This window comes from Candidatus Nitrosotenuis chungbukensis, assembly GCF_000685395.1.
Taxonomy (GTDB): domain Archaea; phylum Thermoproteota; class Nitrososphaeria; order Nitrososphaerales; family Nitrosopumilaceae; genus Nitrosotenuis; species Nitrosotenuis chungbukensis.
Genome location: NZ_AVSQ01000009.1, coordinates 1 through 17628, shown reverse-complemented (window position 1 = coordinate 17628; position 17628 = coordinate 1). Strand labels below are relative to the sequence as shown.

Annotated in this window: 24 protein-coding genes and 1 tRNA gene; 10 read left to right on the top strand and 15 right to left on the bottom strand. The window is 40.3% G+C overall.

Annotated elements, in window-relative coordinates; translation table 11 throughout:
• Nucleotides 1–51: 51 nt before the first annotated feature.
• A tRNA-Pro gene (locus NKMY2_RS02065) sits at nucleotides 52–126 on the top strand.
• 6 nt (nucleotides 127–132) lie between these two features.
• On the opposite strand, the gene NKMY2_RS02060 is transcribed toward NKMY2_RS02065, so the two are convergent.
• The 5 genes from NKMY2_RS02060 to thpR are packed head-to-tail and all read right to left on the bottom strand — an operon-like array spanning nucleotide 133 to nucleotide 4357.
• Entirely contained in the window at nucleotides 133–1104 is a 972-nt protein-coding gene (locus NKMY2_RS02060) for a carboxypeptidase-like regulatory domain-containing protein (protein ID WP_157832416.1), read from the bottom strand.
• Nucleotides 1105–1149: 45 nt separating this feature from the next.
• The gene (locus NKMY2_RS02055; RefSeq protein WP_076613371.1) at nucleotides 1150–1713 is read right to left on the bottom strand and encodes a DNA-3-methyladenine glycosylase family protein; all 564 of its coding nucleotides are present in this window, start codon (nucleotides 1711–1713) and stop codon (nucleotides 1150–1152) included.
• Nucleotides 1714–1756: 43 nt separating this feature from the next.
• Nucleotides 1757–2512, bottom strand: a complete 756-nt coding sequence (locus tag NKMY2_RS02050; protein WP_042683999.1) for a serine/threonine protein kinase — start codon at nucleotides 2510–2512, stop codon at nucleotides 1757–1759.
• On the bottom strand, nucleotides 2487–3821 hold the full coding sequence (cca, locus tag NKMY2_RS02045) for a CCA tRNA nucleotidyltransferase (protein WP_042683998.1): 1335 nt from the start codon (nucleotides 3819–3821) through the stop codon (nucleotides 2487–2489). Before cca ends, NKMY2_RS02050 begins: the two co-directional genes overlap by 26 nt.
• A complete protein-coding gene (gene thpR, locus NKMY2_RS02040) occupies nucleotides 3818–4357 on the bottom strand; it encodes an RNA 2',3'-cyclic phosphodiesterase (RefSeq protein WP_042683997.1) in 540 nt (179 codons plus the stop codon). The genes cca and thpR overlap by 4 nt, the downstream gene beginning before the upstream one ends.
• A gap of 72 nt (nucleotides 4358–4429) precedes the next feature.
• Here thpR and NKMY2_RS02035 point away from each other — a divergent pair, with 72 nt between their 5' ends.
• The 4 genes from NKMY2_RS02035 (at nucleotide 4430) to crcB (ending at nucleotide 6640) form a co-directional block, all read left to right on the top strand.
• Nucleotides 4430–4978 (top strand): AAA family ATPase, encoded by a 549-nt coding sequence (locus NKMY2_RS02035; protein ID WP_238549744.1) that lies wholly within the window; start codon nucleotides 4430–4432, stop codon nucleotides 4976–4978.
• A gap of 1 nt (nucleotide 4979) precedes the next feature.
• The gene (locus tag NKMY2_RS02030) at nucleotides 4980–5369 is read left to right on the top strand and encodes an RNA-binding domain-containing protein (RefSeq protein ID WP_042683994.1); all 390 of its coding nucleotides are present in this window, start codon (nucleotides 4980–4982) and stop codon (nucleotides 5367–5369) included.
• A gap of 74 nt (nucleotides 5370–5443) precedes the next feature.
• Nucleotides 5444–6250 (top strand): hypothetical protein, encoded by an 807-nt coding sequence (locus NKMY2_RS10180; RefSeq protein ID WP_052347459.1) that lies wholly within the window; start codon nucleotides 5444–5446, stop codon nucleotides 6248–6250.
• Between the two features lie 9 nt (nucleotides 6251–6259).
• Nucleotides 6260–6640, top strand: coding sequence for a fluoride efflux transporter CrcB (gene crcB / locus NKMY2_RS02020; protein ID WP_042683992.1), 381 nt, complete (start codon nucleotides 6260–6262; stop codon nucleotides 6638–6640).
• A gap of 1 nt (nucleotide 6641) precedes the next feature.
• On the opposite strand, the gene NKMY2_RS02015 is transcribed toward crcB, so the two are convergent.
• Genes NKMY2_RS02015 through NKMY2_RS02000 form a run of 4 tightly spaced genes read right to left on the bottom strand, consistent with a single transcriptional unit; the run spans nucleotide 6642 to nucleotide 10080 of the window.
• The gene (locus tag NKMY2_RS02015) at nucleotides 6642–7358 is read right to left on the bottom strand and encodes an SIR2 family NAD-dependent protein deacylase (RefSeq protein ID WP_042683991.1); all 717 of its coding nucleotides are present in this window, start codon (nucleotides 7356–7358) and stop codon (nucleotides 6642–6644) included.
• Nucleotides 7359–7360: 2 nt separating this feature from the next.
• Nucleotides 7361–8260 carry a ribonuclease Z gene (gene rnz, locus NKMY2_RS02010; protein ID WP_042683989.1) on the bottom strand — a complete coding sequence of 300 codons (900 nt, stop codon included), beginning with the start codon at nucleotides 8258–8260 and terminating at the stop codon, nucleotides 7361–7363.
• Complete coding sequence (locus NKMY2_RS02005) at nucleotides 8257–9204, bottom strand: DNA methyltransferase (RefSeq protein WP_042683988.1); 948 nt, start codon at nucleotides 9202–9204, stop codon at nucleotides 8257–8259. Before NKMY2_RS02005 ends, rnz begins: the two co-directional genes overlap by 4 nt.
• Nucleotides 9205–10080 carry a ribose-phosphate diphosphokinase gene (locus NKMY2_RS02000; RefSeq protein ID WP_042683986.1) on the bottom strand — a complete coding sequence of 292 codons (876 nt, stop codon included), beginning with the start codon at nucleotides 10078–10080 and terminating at the stop codon, nucleotides 9205–9207.
• A 176-nt stretch (nucleotides 10081–10256) separates the two neighbouring features.
• On the opposite strand from NKMY2_RS02000, the gene NKMY2_RS11000 reads away from it, so the two are divergent.
• Nucleotides 10257–10379: a hypothetical protein gene (locus NKMY2_RS11000; protein WP_255347488.1), complete on the top strand. Its 123-nt coding sequence runs from the start codon at nucleotides 10257–10259 to the stop codon at nucleotides 10377–10379.
• A gap of 143 nt (nucleotides 10380–10522) precedes the next feature.
• Here the strand turns inward: NKMY2_RS11000 and NKMY2_RS01995 are convergent, their stop codons facing one another.
• Nucleotides 10523–10852, bottom strand: coding sequence for a hypothetical protein (locus tag NKMY2_RS01995; protein WP_042683984.1), 330 nt, complete (start codon nucleotides 10850–10852; stop codon nucleotides 10523–10525).
• 167 nt (nucleotides 10853–11019) lie between these two features.
• Between NKMY2_RS01995 and NKMY2_RS01990 the strand changes: the two genes are divergently transcribed.
• From NKMY2_RS01990 to cysC, 4 genes are all read left to right on the top strand, one after another.
• Complete coding sequence (locus tag NKMY2_RS01990; protein ID WP_052347458.1) at nucleotides 11020–11847, top strand: metallophosphoesterase family protein; 828 nt, start codon at nucleotides 11020–11022, stop codon at nucleotides 11845–11847.
• 36 nt (nucleotides 11848–11883) lie between these two features.
• Nucleotides 11884–12531 carry an SDR family oxidoreductase gene (locus NKMY2_RS01985; protein WP_042683983.1) on the top strand — a complete coding sequence of 216 codons (648 nt, stop codon included), beginning with the start codon at nucleotides 11884–11886 and terminating at the stop codon, nucleotides 12529–12531.
• A 164-nt stretch (nucleotides 12532–12695) separates the two neighbouring features.
• A complete protein-coding gene (locus tag NKMY2_RS01980; protein ID WP_042683981.1) occupies nucleotides 12696–13235 on the top strand; it encodes a hemerythrin domain-containing protein in 540 nt (179 codons plus the stop codon).
• Between the two features lie 44 nt (nucleotides 13236–13279).
• The gene (cysC, locus tag NKMY2_RS01975; protein ID WP_238549743.1) at nucleotides 13280–13795 is read left to right on the top strand and encodes an adenylyl-sulfate kinase; all 516 of its coding nucleotides are present in this window, start codon (nucleotides 13280–13282) and stop codon (nucleotides 13793–13795) included.
• Here cysC and NKMY2_RS01970 read toward each other — a convergent pair.
• The 5 genes from NKMY2_RS01970 to NKMY2_RS01950 form a co-directional block, all read right to left on the bottom strand.
• Nucleotides 13775–14602, bottom strand: a complete 828-nt coding sequence (locus tag NKMY2_RS01970) for a 3'(2'),5'-bisphosphate nucleotidase CysQ family protein (RefSeq protein WP_238549742.1) — start codon at nucleotides 14600–14602, stop codon at nucleotides 13775–13777. The genes cysC and NKMY2_RS01970 overlap by 21 nt on opposite strands.
• Before the next feature lie 4 nt (nucleotides 14603–14606).
• Nucleotides 14607–14816, bottom strand: a complete 210-nt coding sequence (locus NKMY2_RS01965) for a hypothetical protein (protein ID WP_179367822.1) — start codon at nucleotides 14814–14816, stop codon at nucleotides 14607–14609.
• 58 nt (nucleotides 14817–14874) lie between these two features.
• The gene (locus NKMY2_RS01960; protein ID WP_042683978.1) at nucleotides 14875–15618 is read right to left on the bottom strand and encodes a glucose 1-dehydrogenase; all 744 of its coding nucleotides are present in this window, start codon (nucleotides 15616–15618) and stop codon (nucleotides 14875–14877) included.
• Nucleotides 15619–15877: 259 nt separating this feature from the next.
• Nucleotides 15878–16315 carry a hypothetical protein gene (locus NKMY2_RS01955; RefSeq protein ID WP_042683976.1) on the bottom strand — a complete coding sequence of 146 codons (438 nt, stop codon included), beginning with the start codon at nucleotides 16313–16315 and terminating at the stop codon, nucleotides 15878–15880.
• 53 nt (nucleotides 16316–16368) lie between these two features.
• Nucleotides 16369–17280 carry a transcription initiation factor IIB gene (locus NKMY2_RS01950; RefSeq protein WP_042683975.1) on the bottom strand — a complete coding sequence of 304 codons (912 nt, stop codon included), beginning with the start codon at nucleotides 17278–17280 and terminating at the stop codon, nucleotides 16369–16371.
• Nucleotides 17281–17628 lie beyond the last annotated feature (348 nt).

Sequence of the window (17628 nt, the reverse complement as noted above, 5' to 3'; positions counted from 1 at the left end):
CTATTAGCCGAACCTACGATTTATAATTTCATAATTTGCTCCAAGTTTTGAGGGGCCGTAGTCCAGCTTGGTTAAGATGCTAGCCTGGGGTGCTAGAGATCGTGAGTTCAAATCTCACCGGTCCCATCATTTTCAAGTACGACACTTGCAGTTTGGCTCCCCGCATAGGCAATACACCTCAAATGTAAACACCTTGGTGATAGATGACAGTCCGTCAGTCACATCTACATATACTAGCAGGGTTTTGAGATTTGGAAAGTCCTCGCTGATCTCCCATGAAACACTGTATTCTCCTCTGGAATCCGTGAACCCATTAAATTCTTCAAAAACATCCTCACCATAATCTTCCACCCGTACAAACACGGTTGCGCCATCCACTGGGCTGCCTGCATCTGTAACGTGGACTGAAATATTTTGAGCGGTTCCACGTCTGACTGCTTTTTGCCCGTCCACGCTTACATTCAATGCAGATTCCTGAATTGTATCGCCTGCACCAAACCTGATTATTTTGTTGTTAATTAGGTAGCTAATTCCCGCAAGAAAATCCTCATCTGTAATTTTTTCCTCAAGCCACCATTTTGCAACGCGTGCGACCCAGCTTGGGATTATCGCGTTTGGATACTCTACATAAAAGTATGATTCTGGAAGCCTTTTTCCCTCATACTGTGCTGTTATGGTGTAAGTTCCCTTTGGTGAGTTATGCGTTAAGGGAATCATCGTGTAATATGTCCCGCTCTCTAGCACCGGAATGGTATATTCTGACTTTGCGCCGTCTGGATCTACTACAGCAAGGGATACGTATTTTGCCTCACCATGTTCGCCCGTCTTTCCTGAGATCTTGATGAAAGTAGTTTCGCCGTAATTTGGTAAGGAGTAGATGTTCTGTTTTGATGTGATCTTAGCTTTGAGAATTTCAAGATTGCTGAGACTAGTCATGGCATCAGAAAAATCGTCTGCCCTCTGATTTGAAACCCAAGAGCTGATCTTGTTTTTTATGGAGTTTGGAATTTCTTCTGCATATGCAAGATGCATGGTGCAGGCTGAGCTTACAGCAAACATCATAACAATTACAGCCAAAACAAGAATTACGCTTTGCAACCTCATTAAATCCACATTCGTAATAATAAAAGGTGCTACTCAATTCTAGTTTTATCCGATTTTGCCAAATTGATTTAGGCTTTTCCAAATGTACCACGTTGCAACCGTCCTGTATGGGCGCCACTTCTCAGCGATTTTCTCAATTTCCTCTTTTTCAGGGAGATCGGGCATGGAGTAAAGGCGTTGAATGCCTTTTTTGAGGCCCAAATCACCAACAGGCAGAACATCGAGCCTGCCAAGTGAAAAAATTAGAAACATCTCCGCGGTCCACCTGCCGATTCCTTTGACCTGTGTCAGGTGCGATATTACCTCCTCATCTGACTTGTCCTTTAGCGAGCTGAGCCTGAGATCCTTTGACTGAATCTTTTCTGACAAGTCTTTGATATAATCTACTTTCATCTTCGATAGTCCTGCTGATCTAAGCCTGGAATCAGAAGTATTGATCACCTCGACTGGCTTTGGATACCTCTGGTATATCTTCTGGAATTTTTTTGAAATTGAATCCGCAGCTGCACCGGAAAGCTGCTGTGTTATGATTGCATCAATCAAAGATCTGTATGGATTTTTCACAAGACTGATTTTGTATTCTCCAACTTGGTAAATTATTTTGGCCATCTTTGGATCTTTTTTTAAAAATCTTATTGCTTTTTCTGACAATTCAGAGCTTTAGTATTCTAAACACATTATCAAAACTTTGCTGTGTTTGTTGTTTCTTATATTCCCGTAATGCGTTAATAATTTTCGGCCTTGGTGGAACACTGTAAATTTTTTGGACTGTTTTTGCAAGGCCTGATCCAATGAAAATGGCTTGTGTAGCTGATGTAACATTTGATACTCTTCGTTCAAGGCTTGAGCTTTCAAAATCAATGATCTTGATTGATTTTCCAACAATGACATGCTTTGTGATGTTGCTTAGCTCTCCATGATCAATTCCTGCCATATCCAACCTATGACAGTCAGAAAGCACTTTTTTTATGACCGCTTTTAGTTCGGATGCGCTTCCTCCTCTGAGATCGCTTATCCAGTCAAAAATTTTCTTGCCTGCAAGATACTCCATTACAATAAAGTTCTTGCTGCTCTGAAGTAATATGGGTCCAACACCTGCCTTGTTTGCCGCTCGCAGCAAAATGGTTTCCCGTTCCATGGTTTTCCTTGGGGAGTCCGTCCTTCTAATTTTCAGCGCAATTTTTTTTGTTCCTTTTTTTGCCAAAACAACAATTCCTGCATAACCCTTTCCTAGTACGTTTACAGTGCCTATTGTCATGGGACCGTCAAACAATACTCCTGATATTCCAAGCTCTTGCAGCTCTGCGATTCTCAAGGCAATCTGCTTTTTTGTGGCCTTTGGATATCCAAGTATTCCAGAGTATGGTTCTTGGGCTAGCTTGTCAACTGGAAGAAAAGACGGTTTCATCAGTTGAGACAAGTTTTGCAATTGCCTCTTTAATGGATTTGCTTGTTATTTTATCGCCCAATACAAGATTGAAACGTGATATGTCTTCTTTTAATCCGGCCGATATGCCGGATTTTTCAATATTCTTTTTCAGTAAATTTTTCACCAATAGCGATGCATCTGATTGTGGCCTTTTCTGAAGGGAACACACCTTGCCGTCATCGTTTACCCACATCATTATGCTCTTTTTCTTATTGGCTATGATGAATTTTGCAGAAAAATCAGCACCAAAGAAATCTGGCCCAACCCTAAGATAGCTTTCATCTAGTTTGGTTGTTTGCAACAAGAACAGCAGTGCGGCACTTGAAGTATCCTCCTCAACTAGAGCGGATTTCTTCAACACAACAAAGCCGGCCTGCCCTATTTGTGTGGCAATTGAATTTGCAGCCCTCTTTACTTGACCCCAAATTATGTCGGGACTTCGTGGCCTGTATCTGAATGTCAGAACTAGTGTGTTTTTGGTTACGCTTTTTGGTGTTTTTTGAATTTTTCTCGGCATGAAAAACTTGATTGAAGGATTTTTTAGAAATGCTCTTGATACAAACACAAAGTTTCCAATGTTGTCAGTCGAAATGGCAGCAGCAAGATTTCTCTTTCCGTCTATAGGATCCATAATTACTATTGGGGTATCGAATTCTTTTGTTGCGTTTCCGATGATCTGGCCCTGCTTTATCTCAGATATTGCCTTGAGTACTCCAAGAAAGCTTCCGAAATTCAGCACCAGTACCTCTGCTACATATCCACTAAAGCCCTGCCTTGCAATCTCTGCACCGTAAATGCCGTTGTTCATAAGAAACCTTTTGAGCACTCTGACTTCGTCTTTCATGGATTCTGAAAGTGATTTTTTCATGAATTTTGTGTGAAAAGTGGACCTGTCAGCAGAACTTTTCCATTTTCCTTCCTCCACGTCGTAACAGGGTACTAGATTCACCTTGGTGTCCTTGATTTTTGCCTCGACGAATGGATGTTCTGCATATCTGATGTATGGCTTGAAGTTTTTTAGCGCATCAAAACCTATTTTCTTTCCAATATTCGCAAAATCCTTCTCAGATACGCTGGTTTGGAATTTAATGAAAACGTCAATGTCTGCTTTTTCCGGCAGCCAGGTTCCTTTTGCATAAGATCCTCCTACTTCGATTCCAGTCACTTGGGGATATTTTGTAATTTGTTTCTGTACAAGATCTAACACATTATCTACAATTGATTTTTTATGTTCTTGCAGCTTGGCATTAGGAATGACGATTTTTTCTACCTGCTTTAGAATTTTCATCTTGACGCCTTTATCTCCTGCAAATCAGAGTAGATTGGACCGCTTGGCGTAAGAATGCTTTTTTTGAATTTAATTCCTGAAATTTTCTGCGAGCCAAATTTTTCATTGGAATATTTTACCAATTCGTCTGTAATGTCGCCAATTTTATTTTTAATTCTAAATACTGTAATGTGTGGTTTGAACTCTTTATCACTTTTAAATCCAAGAGGAGCCAGTTTTTTTTCTACAGTCTTTGCAAGTTCTACAAGCTCCCCCGCACCACCTTTTACCCCAATCCACACAACTCTTGGGAATTTTGGCTTTGGAAACGCTCCTACTCCCTCAAAACTAATATCAAACGAATCAAACTGGATAGTTTTTAGTTCGTTTTGTACTCTTTGTGCCATGTCGTCTGATATTTCACCAAGAAACAATAATGTAAAGTGCATGTTTTGCGACTCTACGGGCTTTGCCTCTATTCTGAGATCGGATTGCAGATTCTTTATCGAATTTAAAATATTTTGATCTGTTATCTCTACTGCGACAAAGGTACGCATTACAGATTTTTGTTTTCGGCTTTTTAATGGCTTCCGGTAGCTTCATACGCTAGGCACAAAAAACTAAGCTTGTTGCCAAAACTAATCGTATGTCTTACGGGAATGCCAGGGGCTGGCAAGTCGACAATTGCATCTGGTTTGCAGCAAAAAGGGTTCACAAGCATCAACATGGGAGATGCTGTTAGATCTGAAGCAAAAAGAAGAAATCTTGAACCAACAGGCCAGAACCTCGGCAAGCTAATGCTTGATCTACGTGAAAAAAATGGGCAGGGCGCAGTAGCAGAACTAATCAAGGATCAAATCATCAATTCAAAATCTGACGTTGTTATAATAGACGGAGTTCGCTCTAATGCGGAAATCGAAGTCTTGAAAAAAATTGCAACAGTCAAATTATTGGCAATTCATGCATCAACTAACACCCGCTTTAATTTTCTAACCGTACGAGCAAGATCCGACGATCCTCATGATAGAACAATGTTTGACGAACGTGACAGCAGGGAAATCGGTGTTGGTATCAGTGCATCAATTGCACTTGCAGACGAGACTATATCAAATAACAACCTTACAGTTTCTGAGCTTATCGATACTGCGTATGATCTCATTCAAAAGTGGTTAAAGTAAATTGATTCCAATTTTAGACTGTAAAATAGAGGCATTCTGTGAGATCAATCCTTCTGAAGATCCAGAAAAAATTGAACAGGTAATGACAAACGTGCTAAACAATGCCGAATTTAAAATTGGCAAAGGCTCCATCACCGCAACATCGAGGGAAATAGAGTCACTATCAAAAATTCGTGAGTCGATTCAAAAACATCGCTCACAGAATGTATACTTGCGTTTTTTGGACGATAATTTGGATGGCGATGAAACTTGGTTTTATCTCAACAAACAGGCTGCTTTTGTCAATAGCATTTCGCTTTGTGAACATGCAGATGAATCTGCCTTGGGACCAATCAAGATAACCCTACGCTCAAAGAACATCGAGCGTGTAATAGAATGGCTAACTGATTAGTCAGCTTTTTTTCCTATTTGCTCAGCTAGAATGAATTTCTGAACTTTTAACGCCATTTCAAAACATTTGGTTATATGCTGCTAAAGCTTGTTGTAATAAGCGCAATACTCATCGTAGGCGGATTTTCACTTTACCCATATTTAGCAAAATTGCCTTCTAGCGCCAATATCGCCTTTAATGCAGTCGCGGACGACGTTGGTGATTTCAAAGATAACACAATCCGTAAAGTAAGTGGAACAATAGATCAAACAGTCGATACGGTAGAAAACAAAATTGATACAATGACTCCAAGTGCGGACGATCTAAATCCAGTCAAACAAATACAGGACATGGTGATCTCGCCAAAACAGCAAACCTACTATGGCCAAGTGTATGAAAAAGACGAAGAGCAGCAAAAATGCAAAATCTCAATCCCCCAAATGGCAAAGACAGTAAACGGCAAAAAAGAACTAACGCATACGATTGACTTGGAAAACTGCAAATTTCAAAAACAAGAGCCAGTTCAAGTAACAGAAACAACTAATCCTGTAAATGCAGAAGCGATTGCAGTAGAATCATTACCACAGTCAAAAATCTTTGAAACCTTGCAGTTAAAGACAGTACGACATGATGACAATACAATCTCTATCCAGTATGAAGATACGTCTGGAAAGACAGTCAAAGTAACGGTAACATTGCGAAATTCTGAAAAGCAGTTATTTGTAGGCGAATTCTTTTCATCAAAATTTGATACTAATGTAAATGATATATCGTCTAGTCCTCACATAATTGAAATGGTAGTAGAGCACCCAGATTACGGTACGGTATCATCCTCTGTTTACAATCCGCAAGGAGATCAGGATACTGCCATCTATGGTGTATTTACACAACCACCTAGCTAAGGAAAAGCTATGAAAGGATTAGAGATTGTCTTTCTTTCAGTTGGGGGAGTACTTGGAACCTTTCTAAGATACAAAATCACCGATTCCCAAATGATGTTGGGTACGCTTTCTGTTAGCATATTGGTGGTGAACATCATTGGTGCATTCATACTTGGCATGTTTGTAGTGCTTGCGCAGCAATGGAATCTCGAAGCAAAATACGCGCTTTTTGTGGCAGTGGGTTTTTGTGGCTCGCTTACTACGATGTCTGCCTTTGCACTCCAAACAACAAATCTTATGGATAATTCGCAATTTGGTCTTGCTGCAATTAACATAATGGCAAACGTTGGACTTTCAATTGGCGCACTAATGGCTGGTAGAATGCTAATGAGCTATATTGCCAGCGCCTAAACTACTCTAATAATGAAATCAGTTGGGGCAGCGCATTTGTGGATGTTTCCATTATCGACAGATCCATGTGCTCAGACATTACGGTTCGCTCTGGATTCACTTCGATCAATACAGTTCCATTTTGTTTTGCAAAGATTGGAAGAGTGTTTGCAGGAGACACGGCCAACGAGGTTCCTGCAATTATCATAACATCGCAACTCTTTGCGTGATTTATGGCATCACGCCAGATATCTTGTGGTAAGGCTTCTCCAAACCACACAACATCTGGCCTTAGTATCCCACCACACTTGCATTTTGGCGGCAATTCATCAAAACTGCCTGTAATGTTATCTTTGAAATCACAAACAGTGCATTTTATTCTAATTATGCTACCGTGAAGCTCAAGAACCTGGTTGCTTCCAGCTCTCTGGTGTAGCCCGTCAATGTTTTGCGTCAGTACGATAACGTCTTTGTATTTTGCAAGATCGGAAATTGCCAAATGACCCTTGTTTGGATGCGCAGCAAGGATGTTTTTTCTTCTATCCTCGTACCACTCCCAGACAAGTTTTGGATTTTGATAGAACGCGTCAATTGTTGCAAGCTGCATAGGATCATACTTTCTCCAATATCCGTCTTTTCCCCTAAATGTCGGAATTCCGCTTTCCTGCGAAATCCCAGCACCTGTCACAAAGACAATTTTTTCTGCGTCTCTGATTCGGTCTGAAACAGACTCAAACATGCTTATTTTATCTCAATTTCCAGCAAGTCTCTTGCTGCAATCACCGAACCATGAATGCTTTTTGCTTCTTCGAGCAACTCCGCTTCGTCTTTGTATCGCGCAGAAAAATGAGTCAAGATCAAATTTGAAACACTTGCGTTTTTTGCAAGCGTAGCCGCTTCCTTTGCCGTACTGTGTCCTGTCTCTATCGCTTTTTCCTTTATTTTATCAGAAAATGTGGAATCAAAGCTTAGATAATCACAGTTTTTAAAAAATGCCTCAAGCTTTTTTGTAGGTCTTGTATCGCCAGATATCCCAATCTTTTTGCCAGGCCTTTTCTCTCCCATGATATCTGACGGTTTTACCGTCTTGTTTTCAAATGTAATTTCTTTTCCCATCTGGAGATCATGCCAGAGGCTTCCCTCTGGAATGCCAAGGCTTTTTATTTTTTGCAAATCAAATTTGCCTGGCTTGTCTTTTTCTTCGAACAAATAAGAAAATGCTGGGGTGGAATGTTCTGCCTCTTCCACATATACAGAATAAGTTTTTTCTTCACAAACCAGTCCTGGGGTCACTACAGTTATTTTGACTGGAAATGACAAACCGAAATTTAGAATTCTGACGTTTTCACCTATGAATATGTCAATTCCGTCAGGGCCGTAGATTTCCATCGCCTCTGTCCTGTGCTGTAAGGTCATCGTTTGCAAAAGCCCTAACACTCCGATGCAATGATCGCCGTGCAAATGAGTAACAAAAATTTTCATCTTTTTATTCCATCCCAATCCGGATTTTAGATATGAAACCTGGGTGCCTTCCCCTGCATCAAACATCAGAATTTCCCCGTCTTTTTCAAGACACGTAGAAGATAATCCGCGATTTTCTGTTGGCTGTGCGGCTGATGTGCCTAAAAATACCAGTTTCATTTTACCAGAATCATCCTCGTCAAGCTCTTATGCCTATAGATTTCATATTTTTTTGTTAGTTTTATCTTGAGATTTGAATCAAGGCCTTTTTTGCACATAATTGCAAACTTTTTACCTTTTGGCATTTTTGATACAAAGTTTTGCATTAGTTTTTGCGGAGGTTCCGATATTTTTGACGCTGTCCCGTATGGCAAATCAGTTACTATTCCATCAAAACTATCCTTGATTTGTAGCATATAGTCATAGTTCTGATTGATTACTTTGGATTTGAAATTATTCTCCGCTAGATTATCCTTTGAAATCTTACACATTTTTTCATCAAAATCAATCCCAATTGATTTTATTCCCATGGATTCTGCCTCCAAAAGCGTACTACCGGTGCCACAAAAAGGATCACACACAACTTCATCATCATTTAACCTTGCCAGATTAATCATTGCGCGAGTCAACTTCCAATCCAATTCATGATGGAACTTTGTTAGTTTTTTTGGTCGTTCTAGCGGTTTGAATCTTGTCGTAAAACCAAAGAAGTTTTCAGTATCTGTGAATATTAGATAAATAGTAACATCTGGATCTTCCAAGGAAACCTTTGCATTGCAAAATGTTACAACCATGTTTCCTAATGAGCGTTCTATTTCTGTAATGTTAATTGTCTTTTGTGAAAGATTGATTGCCTTACACATAAATGATTTTGCACCAAATAGTAGGTTGTAGTTTTTCTCATCAAGAAACACGCCAGACATTTTTCGCTCTATCTGGCCTGCGATTTTTACAAATGTGGCACGACCTGCTATTTTTTCCCAAGGTGTCTTTGACTGTATGATGATGAGATTTGAAATTGGCTTGACTTTGCAGAACCTATCATACATTTTTGCAATAGCTGTCACCTCGTCTACTGCAAGCTCCAGATATTCTTTCGAAACGATGAAAAAGCTTTCTGGCATCTAGATAGCCTTTGCTATGATTCCTGAAACATCAACAACAGATGTATTTCCTGGAATTGTGTTTGTGGAGATGATTCCAGAGATGCCTGCCTTTCTTATCTTATTTTCCGCACTGTCAATTAGTAAAGCATGTGTGCATGCAACATAGACTTTCCCGCATTTCTGCTTCCTGAGAAATTCCGTTGCCTTTACTATGCTACCTCCTGTGCTAATCATGTCATCTACTAGGACCAAATCCCTACCTTTTACTCCGTCCAAATTCAAAGTCATGATTTCTACTTTCCCGGTCTTTCGGTCACGTTGTTTTTTAAGTGCAATAAAATCAGTTCCATATAATTTTGCAAACTCTTCCGCACGCGTAGCTCCTCCAAGGTCAGGTGATACAACAAGCGGATCCTTTAGCTTTAGCTTTTTAAAATGATTTACAAGTTCTTGTACTGCAGAGACATTTTTAATTGGAATGTCAAAGTGTTTCAAACCCATTTGACTGTGAATGTCAACAACAATCACCTTTGATGCGCCAGATGCCTTGAGCAGCTTCGCTATAACTGAAAGAGTCACTATTTCACCCGGAAGAAACTCTCTGTCCTGTCTTGCATAACCCAAGTAGGGTATGACTGAGATCACATCTGATGAAAACTGTCTTGCTTTTGCGATTAACGATAATGTCTGCATTAGATTGGAATCAACCGGTGGATATGTCGAATTTACAATAATGATTTTGCCTTTTTTTGGGTTGGCGTTTATGGTAATTTTGCTTTCTCCGTCTGGAAAAATTCTAAGATCCGATGAAATAAAGTCTGCCTTTAGTCTTTTAGACAGTTTTTTTGCCAGATCTTCTGATGCTTTTCCCCCAATTACTGTAACAGACAACAAATCAACGAACTAAGGGGGACTCTTAAATTTTGAGGGAAATCGCTGTTTTGACATCTAAGGGTTGTATTGTAGACGCACTTCTCAAAAATATCGCTATACGGCGAATAAACACACTGATCATTTCTATGAATAAAAGCTACGTCTTAATTATATACAAAAATATCGTTTGTTCCATTATGACAACAACAGCTTGGAAATGTTATAGATGCGACCTGACATTCAAACAAGAGGTGCACGCAAACCTGCACAAGGACATTTGCAAACATGAATCAAGACAAGTCCAAGTAGTCATAGCATAAAGCGAATTAATCAGGAATTCTAATCAAGTCTATGAAGTGCAAAAATCTCATGTCTGGCTGTTTTCATGATTCTGCCATACATGACAAAAACGGCAAATGCCTAGTCAAGGGCTGCAACTGCACATCCTTTTCATAAATACAAACTAAAACGGATTTGTACTATTTGATATGAGTAGTGATGCCTTTTGCAAAATATTCAGAAACGGTACCCCAAAAAGCAGATCTACTATCCTGTGCCCGAATTTGTCGATTACGTGGTTTGACGCATCTCCTAACAAGGACGACTGTACGATGTCAAATGTCTTGTTTAGTGCCTGGTCTGCGACATCTGACGGGTCTACTCCTTGGTCTAGCTGCGACACTAAATCCGGGATGAATCCTTTTACCTCGTTTGGAACGGTGCTTTGCATTATGGCAGACGCACTGTCTGCAGTTTGTCCACGTACTGCCTCCTTTACCAGATCGTCATACATTTGGCAACCATGAATCGGCTTAATCTATAATCTGTGCGTACTTGCTTTATTAACCGGCATTGACCAATTCGGCACCATGTCATAAAACCAATTCCAATTCGGCACATGATGATTTTTTCCTCACAAATGATTGCATTATATAATAAATTTAAGATAGTTTATCGAAAATGGATCTAGTATTTTCCGACATTCACGCAGACATGGACGGACTTGAGACTATTCTGAAAATTGCACTTTCCCCCGAATTTGAAGAAAAATACGGCAAGATATCGAGAATAATTAATCTAGGAGATCTCTTGGAGAGGGGAACCGGCCCAAAAGAGGTCTTGCAAAAAATACAAGGACTTTCAAAAACATATCCTGTCATATCTGTGATGGGAAATCACGATGAGAGTGTACTGTACAAAAAATCAATCAGCGGTAGCTCGTTTGCAAGTGCAAGAGCGCATGAATTATTATCCGAACAAGACCTTGAATTTTTTCATCAAAACAAGGATGGGACGTTTGGGGAGCAGCAAATAATAGATGCAAAAAACAAGCTTCTCTGCGTCCACGGGGGGCCATTAGACCCAAAAAAAATAACCAAAGAGGGAGGAGATCCATGGCTGTATCAAAAAACCTGGCAAAGACTATCTGAGGAAAACAACGAGTTTTACAGTTATTATGGATATCATTACAGGGCGTCTTCTGCATTTGAGGAGGGGAAAACTAAGCTTGAGAATTTCATTATCCTATGCGGCCATCAGCACATAGAAGCAGCCATACGGCAGAACCAAAATGAAATTACAAACATTTGGCCATTTCAGCCCGTAACAGAAAAAATTGAATCGTTTGTTGTGCACAAACGCGAGTTTGAGATTGACAAAACCAGCAACTATTTGTTTCGAGTTGGGCTCGGAGGCCCACAAGGACACCATAGTGGGGGCTTTGCAAAGCCGCATTTTGGCGTAATCCAACACGATCCAAAAAAAGTAATTCTCTTCGGCCTGGAATAAACAGTAAATTAAAATGAATTACTCTAATATCACTGTATGATGAAGGCAATAGTTCTTGGCGGTACACGTGGGATAGGCAAGGCAATTGCAGAATCATTGTCTTCTATTGGATGTGATGTGTTTGCTGCATCACGAAAAGACATTGACACATCAGATTTGAACAGTGTAAAAAATTTCATCAAAAAACACAAAGAAACGGACATTTTGGTTTTGAACACGGGTGGCCCCGCACCAAAACAATTCCATGATGTTACCGAAAAGGACTGGCAAAAATACCACAACCAGCTATTCTTGGGATTCTGTTTGTTGTTACAAAAACTAAAGGTAAGGAATGGCGGCTATGTTTTTGTAATAACATCTAATGTTATCAAGGAACCGAACCCGAGATTGATAATCTCAAGCGCATACCGACTTGCGTTCACTGCAGTTTTCAAAGTACTGAGCAAGGAACTCGTATCAAAAAATATCAATTGCATCAATATTGCGCCAGGGCCAATCAACACAGACAGAATGAAAGAACTGGTTGGAGATATTAACAAATACGCAAAGTCATTACCGATGAAAAGACTAGGGGAGCCTTCAGAAATTGGAAATTTTGTCAAATCTATAGTTGAAAACAAAATCAAGTATCTATCCGGCGTCACGATAAACTTTGATGGCGCAAACTCTAATTCTGTCCTCTAGCCAAACCGATAATAGTGATATGATTTTACTAGATTTATGGTAATTTGCCTCAAATGCTTTGAAGAAAAGCACGATAACTGCATGCAGAAGGACGGCATGATGAAGTGCGACTGTAAAATCTGCTCACCTTGAATTTATAATCTGCAAAATTATACCAATACCAAATGAGTGCGACTGAAACCCTCCGGCAAGATCATCTCAAGATAAGGCGCCTAGAAAAAATCGTCATAAAGTGCCACAAGGATCTGTATGCAGAAAAACCAATTCCCATTTCTGATTTAGAAAAAATCACCTTTGTAATTTCCGAGTTTTTGGATGCAATTCATTATTCCAGGGAGGAGGACTCGTATTTTGCATGCGTTGCCAGTTATGACACACTAAAAGAAGAAATTAGAAAATTCACAATAGAACACGAATTTAGCAGGAGAATTGCAAAAAACATTGCAAAACACGTTCAAAGATGGAAAAACGGCGAAGACGCACGAGAACCGGTTGCAAGGTTCCTGCGGACATATGCCATTTACCTAAATGACCACCTCTCTAAGGAAGACGAGTTCTTCAAAAGAGCACCTGAGGTTCTCTCAAAAGAGGAGGAGCAGGCAATGTATGAGCAGTTCCAGTCAGTAATGGCCGTATCAACAAAGATTGAAACTGTAATGAAGGAGATCGAGTATCTGGAAAAACAAGTCTGGTTTATCTCGTAATTTTCGTAAAGTCTTTAAGAACTATAATTTTGAGTTAAAATGAAATGACATTTGTGGTATGGATGACTGGCCTTCCATGTTCTGGCAAGACTACGATAGTTAGGGCAATGCAGAAACACGTCCCAAACCTTGCCATATTAGATGGCGACGAATTGCGGGAATGGCTATCGCCAAAGGACTTCTCCAAAGAGGGGCGAGTCGAACACAACAAAAAAGTTGCACATTTAGCAAAACTGCTCCTGAAGCACAACGTCCCATGCGGCGTTTCTCTGGTTAGTCCATTTGTTGAAAACAGAGAGGACGCAAGAAAAATAGTCGGGGATGACACACGGTTCTTTGAGGTGTACGTAAAATGCTCGTTACAAGAGTGTGAAACCCGCGATGTCAAGGGAATGTACAAAAAGGCGCGAGCCAACGAAATCAAGAACTTTACTGGCATAAGCGATCCATACGAAGCCCCCCCAAATCCGGACTTTGTGCTTGATACGGAAAAAGAAACACTAGAGCAAAGCGTTCAAAATCTGTTAAATTTCTTAAAATCAAAAAACCTGGCCAAGTGATTGGTATTTTTTGATTATCTGATCATGCACAAGACTGTTTGTCACAAGTAGACCGTTTTCATGGTTTATTCTTTCAGTATTGTATAGAATATCGCCCCCATACATATCGGTCATTTTTCCTCCAGATTCGGTAATCAGACAATAAGACGCACAAGTATCCCACTGTTTTATCTTGCTTGAGGTTGTGAGATAAATGTCAGCCATTCCCATGCAAATTTCCGCAACCTTTAGTGAGCTGCCCCTGCTTGCAAAACTTTCAACCCCAAGGCTTTTGAAAAACTCCTTTTCTGCCTCTGTTAAATGAAATCTGCTTCCAACGGCATTGCATTTTTTTAATTCGTTGGTTTTACTTACGGCAAGTCTTTTCCACGATTCTTTTTCAAAAACAAATGCGCCGCTTCCTTTTTGCGCCAAAAACAACATGTCTGTAGTTGGCCTTGAAATTATCCCAAGAATGGGTTTTTTCTTTTCGACTAGGGCGATCATGATTGTGAACTCCCCAGTCTTGTTTACAAAATCGCTTGTGCCGTCCAGCGGATCAACAATCCAAATCTTCTCATGTTCTAGCCTCGATTTGTCATCCTCATCTTCTTCTGACAAAATTGGCAAGCCAGAATTTGAGAGGGTTTCTTTTATGATCTGATTGCTTTCCAAGTCTGCCTTTGTTATTGGGGAGTCATCGTCTTTGCGCTCTATTGCAAAATCCTGAGCATAAATTTCCATCACTACCTTACTTGCCCGTATTGCAGCGTCAACGGCAAGTCTGGCCTCGTCTAGTGGATTTGCAAATGGTAGTTTGATTGACAATTTACTATGTGGTCAGTTCCGGCTTTAGTGTCCAGGCAACTCCAAGTACTACGAATGGAATCGAAATAATGCCTATCATCTGTAGTAAGATGTACATTTGCGGCCTTGCCTCCTCAGGTGTTTGGTAAAGCCACGGCAAAGGAAGGGAAATCACAAACCAGATCATGGCAAGCAAAATGATAATCCTGGCCTTTCTTTTCTTTTGCGGACTCAACAAATTTCCTTGAAACATCGATATTAAATTGATTTGGCTTGAATTTATGAGGGATGGACTATTTTGCTGACTCGCCGCCATCTATTGCCAAAACAGAGCCTGTGACCCATCCTGAACCGTCAGATGCAAAATACAGTGCAGATCTTGCGATGTCTTCCACAGTACCAATTCTTCCAATCGGATATTCCAAATCAAGCATTTCCCTCTGTGCTTGCGTGGTAAGAAATTCTTTTGTCATGTCAGTATCGACAACGCCAGGGCAAATACAATTTACCCTGATCTTATCTTTGGCATATTCTAGTGCCCATGACTTTGTCAGCAAAACAAGGGCTCCCTTTGACGCCGTATATGCGTCCGCATGAAAGTTATCAAACGCCTTTAGTCCTGCGTTTGATGCGATGTTGATTATGCTTCCGCCGTTCTTTTGCAAATATGGAATGGCTGCTTTTGTAAAACGAAACTGCCCTGTCAAGTTTACGTCAATGACCTCATTCCATTCTGATTCCCTGATCTGATGTAGCATTTTGACTCGTGGAAGTATTCCGGCATTGTTTACTAAGATATCTAGTCTGCCAAATTTTTCTATTGTTTTCTCTACTGCAGACTGTACCTTTTTTTCATTTCGTATATCTGCAGGTATTGTCAAAACATCTACAAGTTCTTTTCTTACTTGTTCAAGCCTGTCCGTGTCCTTGCCAGTTATTGCCACCTTTGCACCCTCTCTTAGAAAAAGCGTGGCAATTGATTTTCCAATTCCTCTGCTGCCTCCCGTTACGAGGGCAACCTTTCCTGAAAGACTCATGACTTGGTTGCGTAGGGTTTGATATTATTGCTTTTCAAAGCATTGCCAAAATAATTTGATTATAAGGAGATCTTTTATGTAAAAATTCACACTAAATCTTAAATAAGATAAATTCCTATATGAAACAATGCGAAAGGACATAATTCCTATCGACTGAAGGACGCGTGGTCCAGCAGAACAATTAGGCAAACCATTAACGCATTTGCGTTATGCAAGTGAGAGGGAATCTCTCAAGTTCTGCGTTTGGGGCCACGCCAGCCTATTTAATTAGATAAACAGAAACCGGCCCCAAAATATTTCCTTGTGGATTAATACTGATCTGTAGTTCTTGATCCTCTGGCACGCTTATTGTATCCTGCCCGTTGTACTTCCATGTATAGTATTTCGAAATTCCGGTGTCCTGCAGCGTTCCCTCCAGCATAAAGTCTTCAGAAAACGAAAACGAACTTCCCTTGAGCGTGATTGTCAGGACTTTGGGGCTGTCGCCATTTGGGACAAATCTGAATTGGTATGTACCCTCTTTGATAGTAAACGTATCAGTAAATACTCCATCATGGTATAATTTGGGATCTGCAAGCATTACATGATAAATTTCCTCATGTTGGTTTTTTGTTCCAGAAAACGACGATGAGCCAATTGCAGCTGCAGCAGCTATGGTGATTACGATCATGACTATAACTGTCAGTTTCTTTCCCACAAGTAAAAGTGGAAATCAATCGATATTAAGATTTTAGAATAATTAAAAAAAGATTAGAGTTTTAGTGCTTCTTTAAGACCCTTGTATCGATTTCGGATTGTTACTTCTGTTACACCTGCTGCTTGAGCGATGTCTTTCTGAGTCTTGTTCTCTCCTAACATCACACAAGCCAAGTAAAGTGCTGCTGCTGCAAGGCCCATCGGATCCTTTCCAGCAGATACCTCAATACGGCTAGCTTCCTTTAGGAATTCAAGTGCCTTTCTTTTTGTCTTCTCGCTTAGGTCTGCAATACTTGCAATCCTTGCAACTCCCTTGATTGGATCTACTACTGGCATTTTCAGTTCTAGCTCCCTGAGAAGCAATCTGTAACATCTTGCTACATCCTTTCGCTTGATGTTGATTCCATTTGCCACATCTGTAAGCGTTCTTGGAGTCTCTGTATTTCTGCACGCTGCATATAGCGCTGCAGCAACTAGTCCTGGAATTGAGCGACCTCTAACAAGGCCTTTATCAAGTGCCTTTCTGTAGATATAGGCGGTCTTTTCGATTACGGCATCAGATAGTGCCAACTTGTCTTTTAGCCTGTCTAACTCGCTGAATGCCTGTCTAAAGTTCCTGTCTACTGGTTCGTGTACCTGGCTTCGGCTATCCCAAGTTCGGAGTCTCTCAATGGTGCTTTTCATTGAGGATGTAAGGGGCTTTCCCGATGCGTCCTTGTCTGCCTGACCGATTATGGTTGCAAGGCCCATATCGTGCATTGCAAGCGAAGTTGGGGTTCCCGTTCTAGTTCGGTTCTCTCCTTCTTCTTTTGAAAATGAACGCCATTCTGGTCCTTCTTCCTCAACTCTTTCGGTTGCGACAAAACCGCAGGTATTACAAAACATCTCTCCTGTACTTCCATCTGTTAACATTGATCCTTTAGAGCAACGTGGACATCTATCGCTACTTCGTGAAGTTTGTGTCATAAGTTCAAACCAAGTTTTTTGATTCTAAATAAAAAGATTTAACTATAATGAATGCGTTTTTTGGCAATATTGTTCGTGGAGTGGAAACATGGGTTAGTAATAATTCTGACCCGATTAACACGGCGAGGTAATCACCGTCAGTTGATTTACAAAAACAAAAATTAATCAAAAGATTTTTTGAGAAATTTTTGACAGGGAAAAAATTACGCCAGCAAAAATTACTAAACCGAGAAACTAGCAATCCAAAGTCTAACAAAACTCAAAATCAAATAGCTTGAATTTTTGCAAAAGACACAAACCCGTACTTTTTCCGATGAAAAACATCCTGATGTTTTACCAGCTCACAGA

Bases quoted from the DNA above. Each gene is read 5' to 3' on its own strand.
- NKMY2_RS02060 (WP_157832416.1), bottom strand. From the start codon at position 1,104: ATGAGGTTGCAAAGCGTAATTCTTGTTTTGGCTGTAATTGTTATGATG.
- NKMY2_RS02055 (WP_076613371.1), bottom strand. From the start codon at position 1,713: ATGGCCAAAATAATTTACCAAGTTGGAGAATACAAAATCAGTCTTGTG.
- NKMY2_RS02050 (WP_042683999.1), bottom strand. From the start codon at position 2,512: ATGAAACCGTCTTTTCTTCCAGTTGACAAGCTAGCCCAAGAACCATAC.
- cca (WP_042683998.1), bottom strand. From the start codon at position 3,821: ATGAAAATTCTAAAGCAGGTAGAAAAAATCGTCATTCCTAATGCCAAG.
- thpR (WP_042683997.1), bottom strand. From the start codon at position 4,357: ATGCGTACCTTTGTCGCAGTAGAGATAACAGATCAAAATATTTTAAAT.
- NKMY2_RS10180 (WP_052347459.1), top strand. From the start codon at position 5,444: ATGCTGCTAAAGCTTGTTGTAATAAGCGCAATACTCATCGTAGGCGGA.
- crcB (WP_042683992.1), top strand. From the start codon at position 6,260: ATGAAAGGATTAGAGATTGTCTTTCTTTCAGTTGGGGGAGTACTTGGA.
- NKMY2_RS02015 (WP_042683991.1), bottom strand. From the start codon at position 7,358: ATGTTTGAGTCTGTTTCAGACCGAATCAGAGACGCAGAAAAAATTGTC.
- rnz (WP_042683989.1), bottom strand. From the start codon at position 8,260: ATGAAACTGGTATTTTTAGGCACATCAGCCGCACAGCCAACAGAAAAT.
- NKMY2_RS02005 (WP_042683988.1), bottom strand. From the start codon at position 9,204: ATGCCAGAAAGCTTTTTCATCGTTTCGAAAGAATATCTGGAGCTTGCA.
- NKMY2_RS11000 (WP_255347488.1), top strand. From the start codon at position 10,257: ATGACAACAACAGCTTGGAAATGTTATAGATGCGACCTGACATTCAAA.
- NKMY2_RS01995 (WP_042683984.1), bottom strand. From the start codon at position 10,852: ATGTATGACGATCTGGTAAAGGAGGCAGTACGTGGACAAACTGCAGAC.
- NKMY2_RS01990 (WP_052347458.1), top strand. From the start codon at position 11,020: ATGGATCTAGTATTTTCCGACATTCACGCAGACATGGACGGACTTGAG.
- NKMY2_RS01985 (WP_042683983.1), top strand. From the start codon at position 11,884: ATGATGAAGGCAATAGTTCTTGGCGGTACACGTGGGATAGGCAAGGCA.
- NKMY2_RS01980 (WP_042683981.1), top strand. From the start codon at position 12,696: ATGAGTGCGACTGAAACCCTCCGGCAAGATCATCTCAAGATAAGGCGC.
- cysC (WP_238549743.1), top strand. From the start codon at position 13,280: ATGACATTTGTGGTATGGATGACTGGCCTTCCATGTTCTGGCAAGACT.
- NKMY2_RS01960 (WP_042683978.1), bottom strand. From the start codon at position 15,618: ATGAGTCTTTCAGGAAAGGTTGCCCTCGTAACGGGAGGCAGCAGAGGA.
- NKMY2_RS01950 (WP_042683975.1), bottom strand. From the start codon at position 17,280: ATGACACAAACTTCACGAAGTAGCGATAGATGTCCACGTTGCTCTAAA.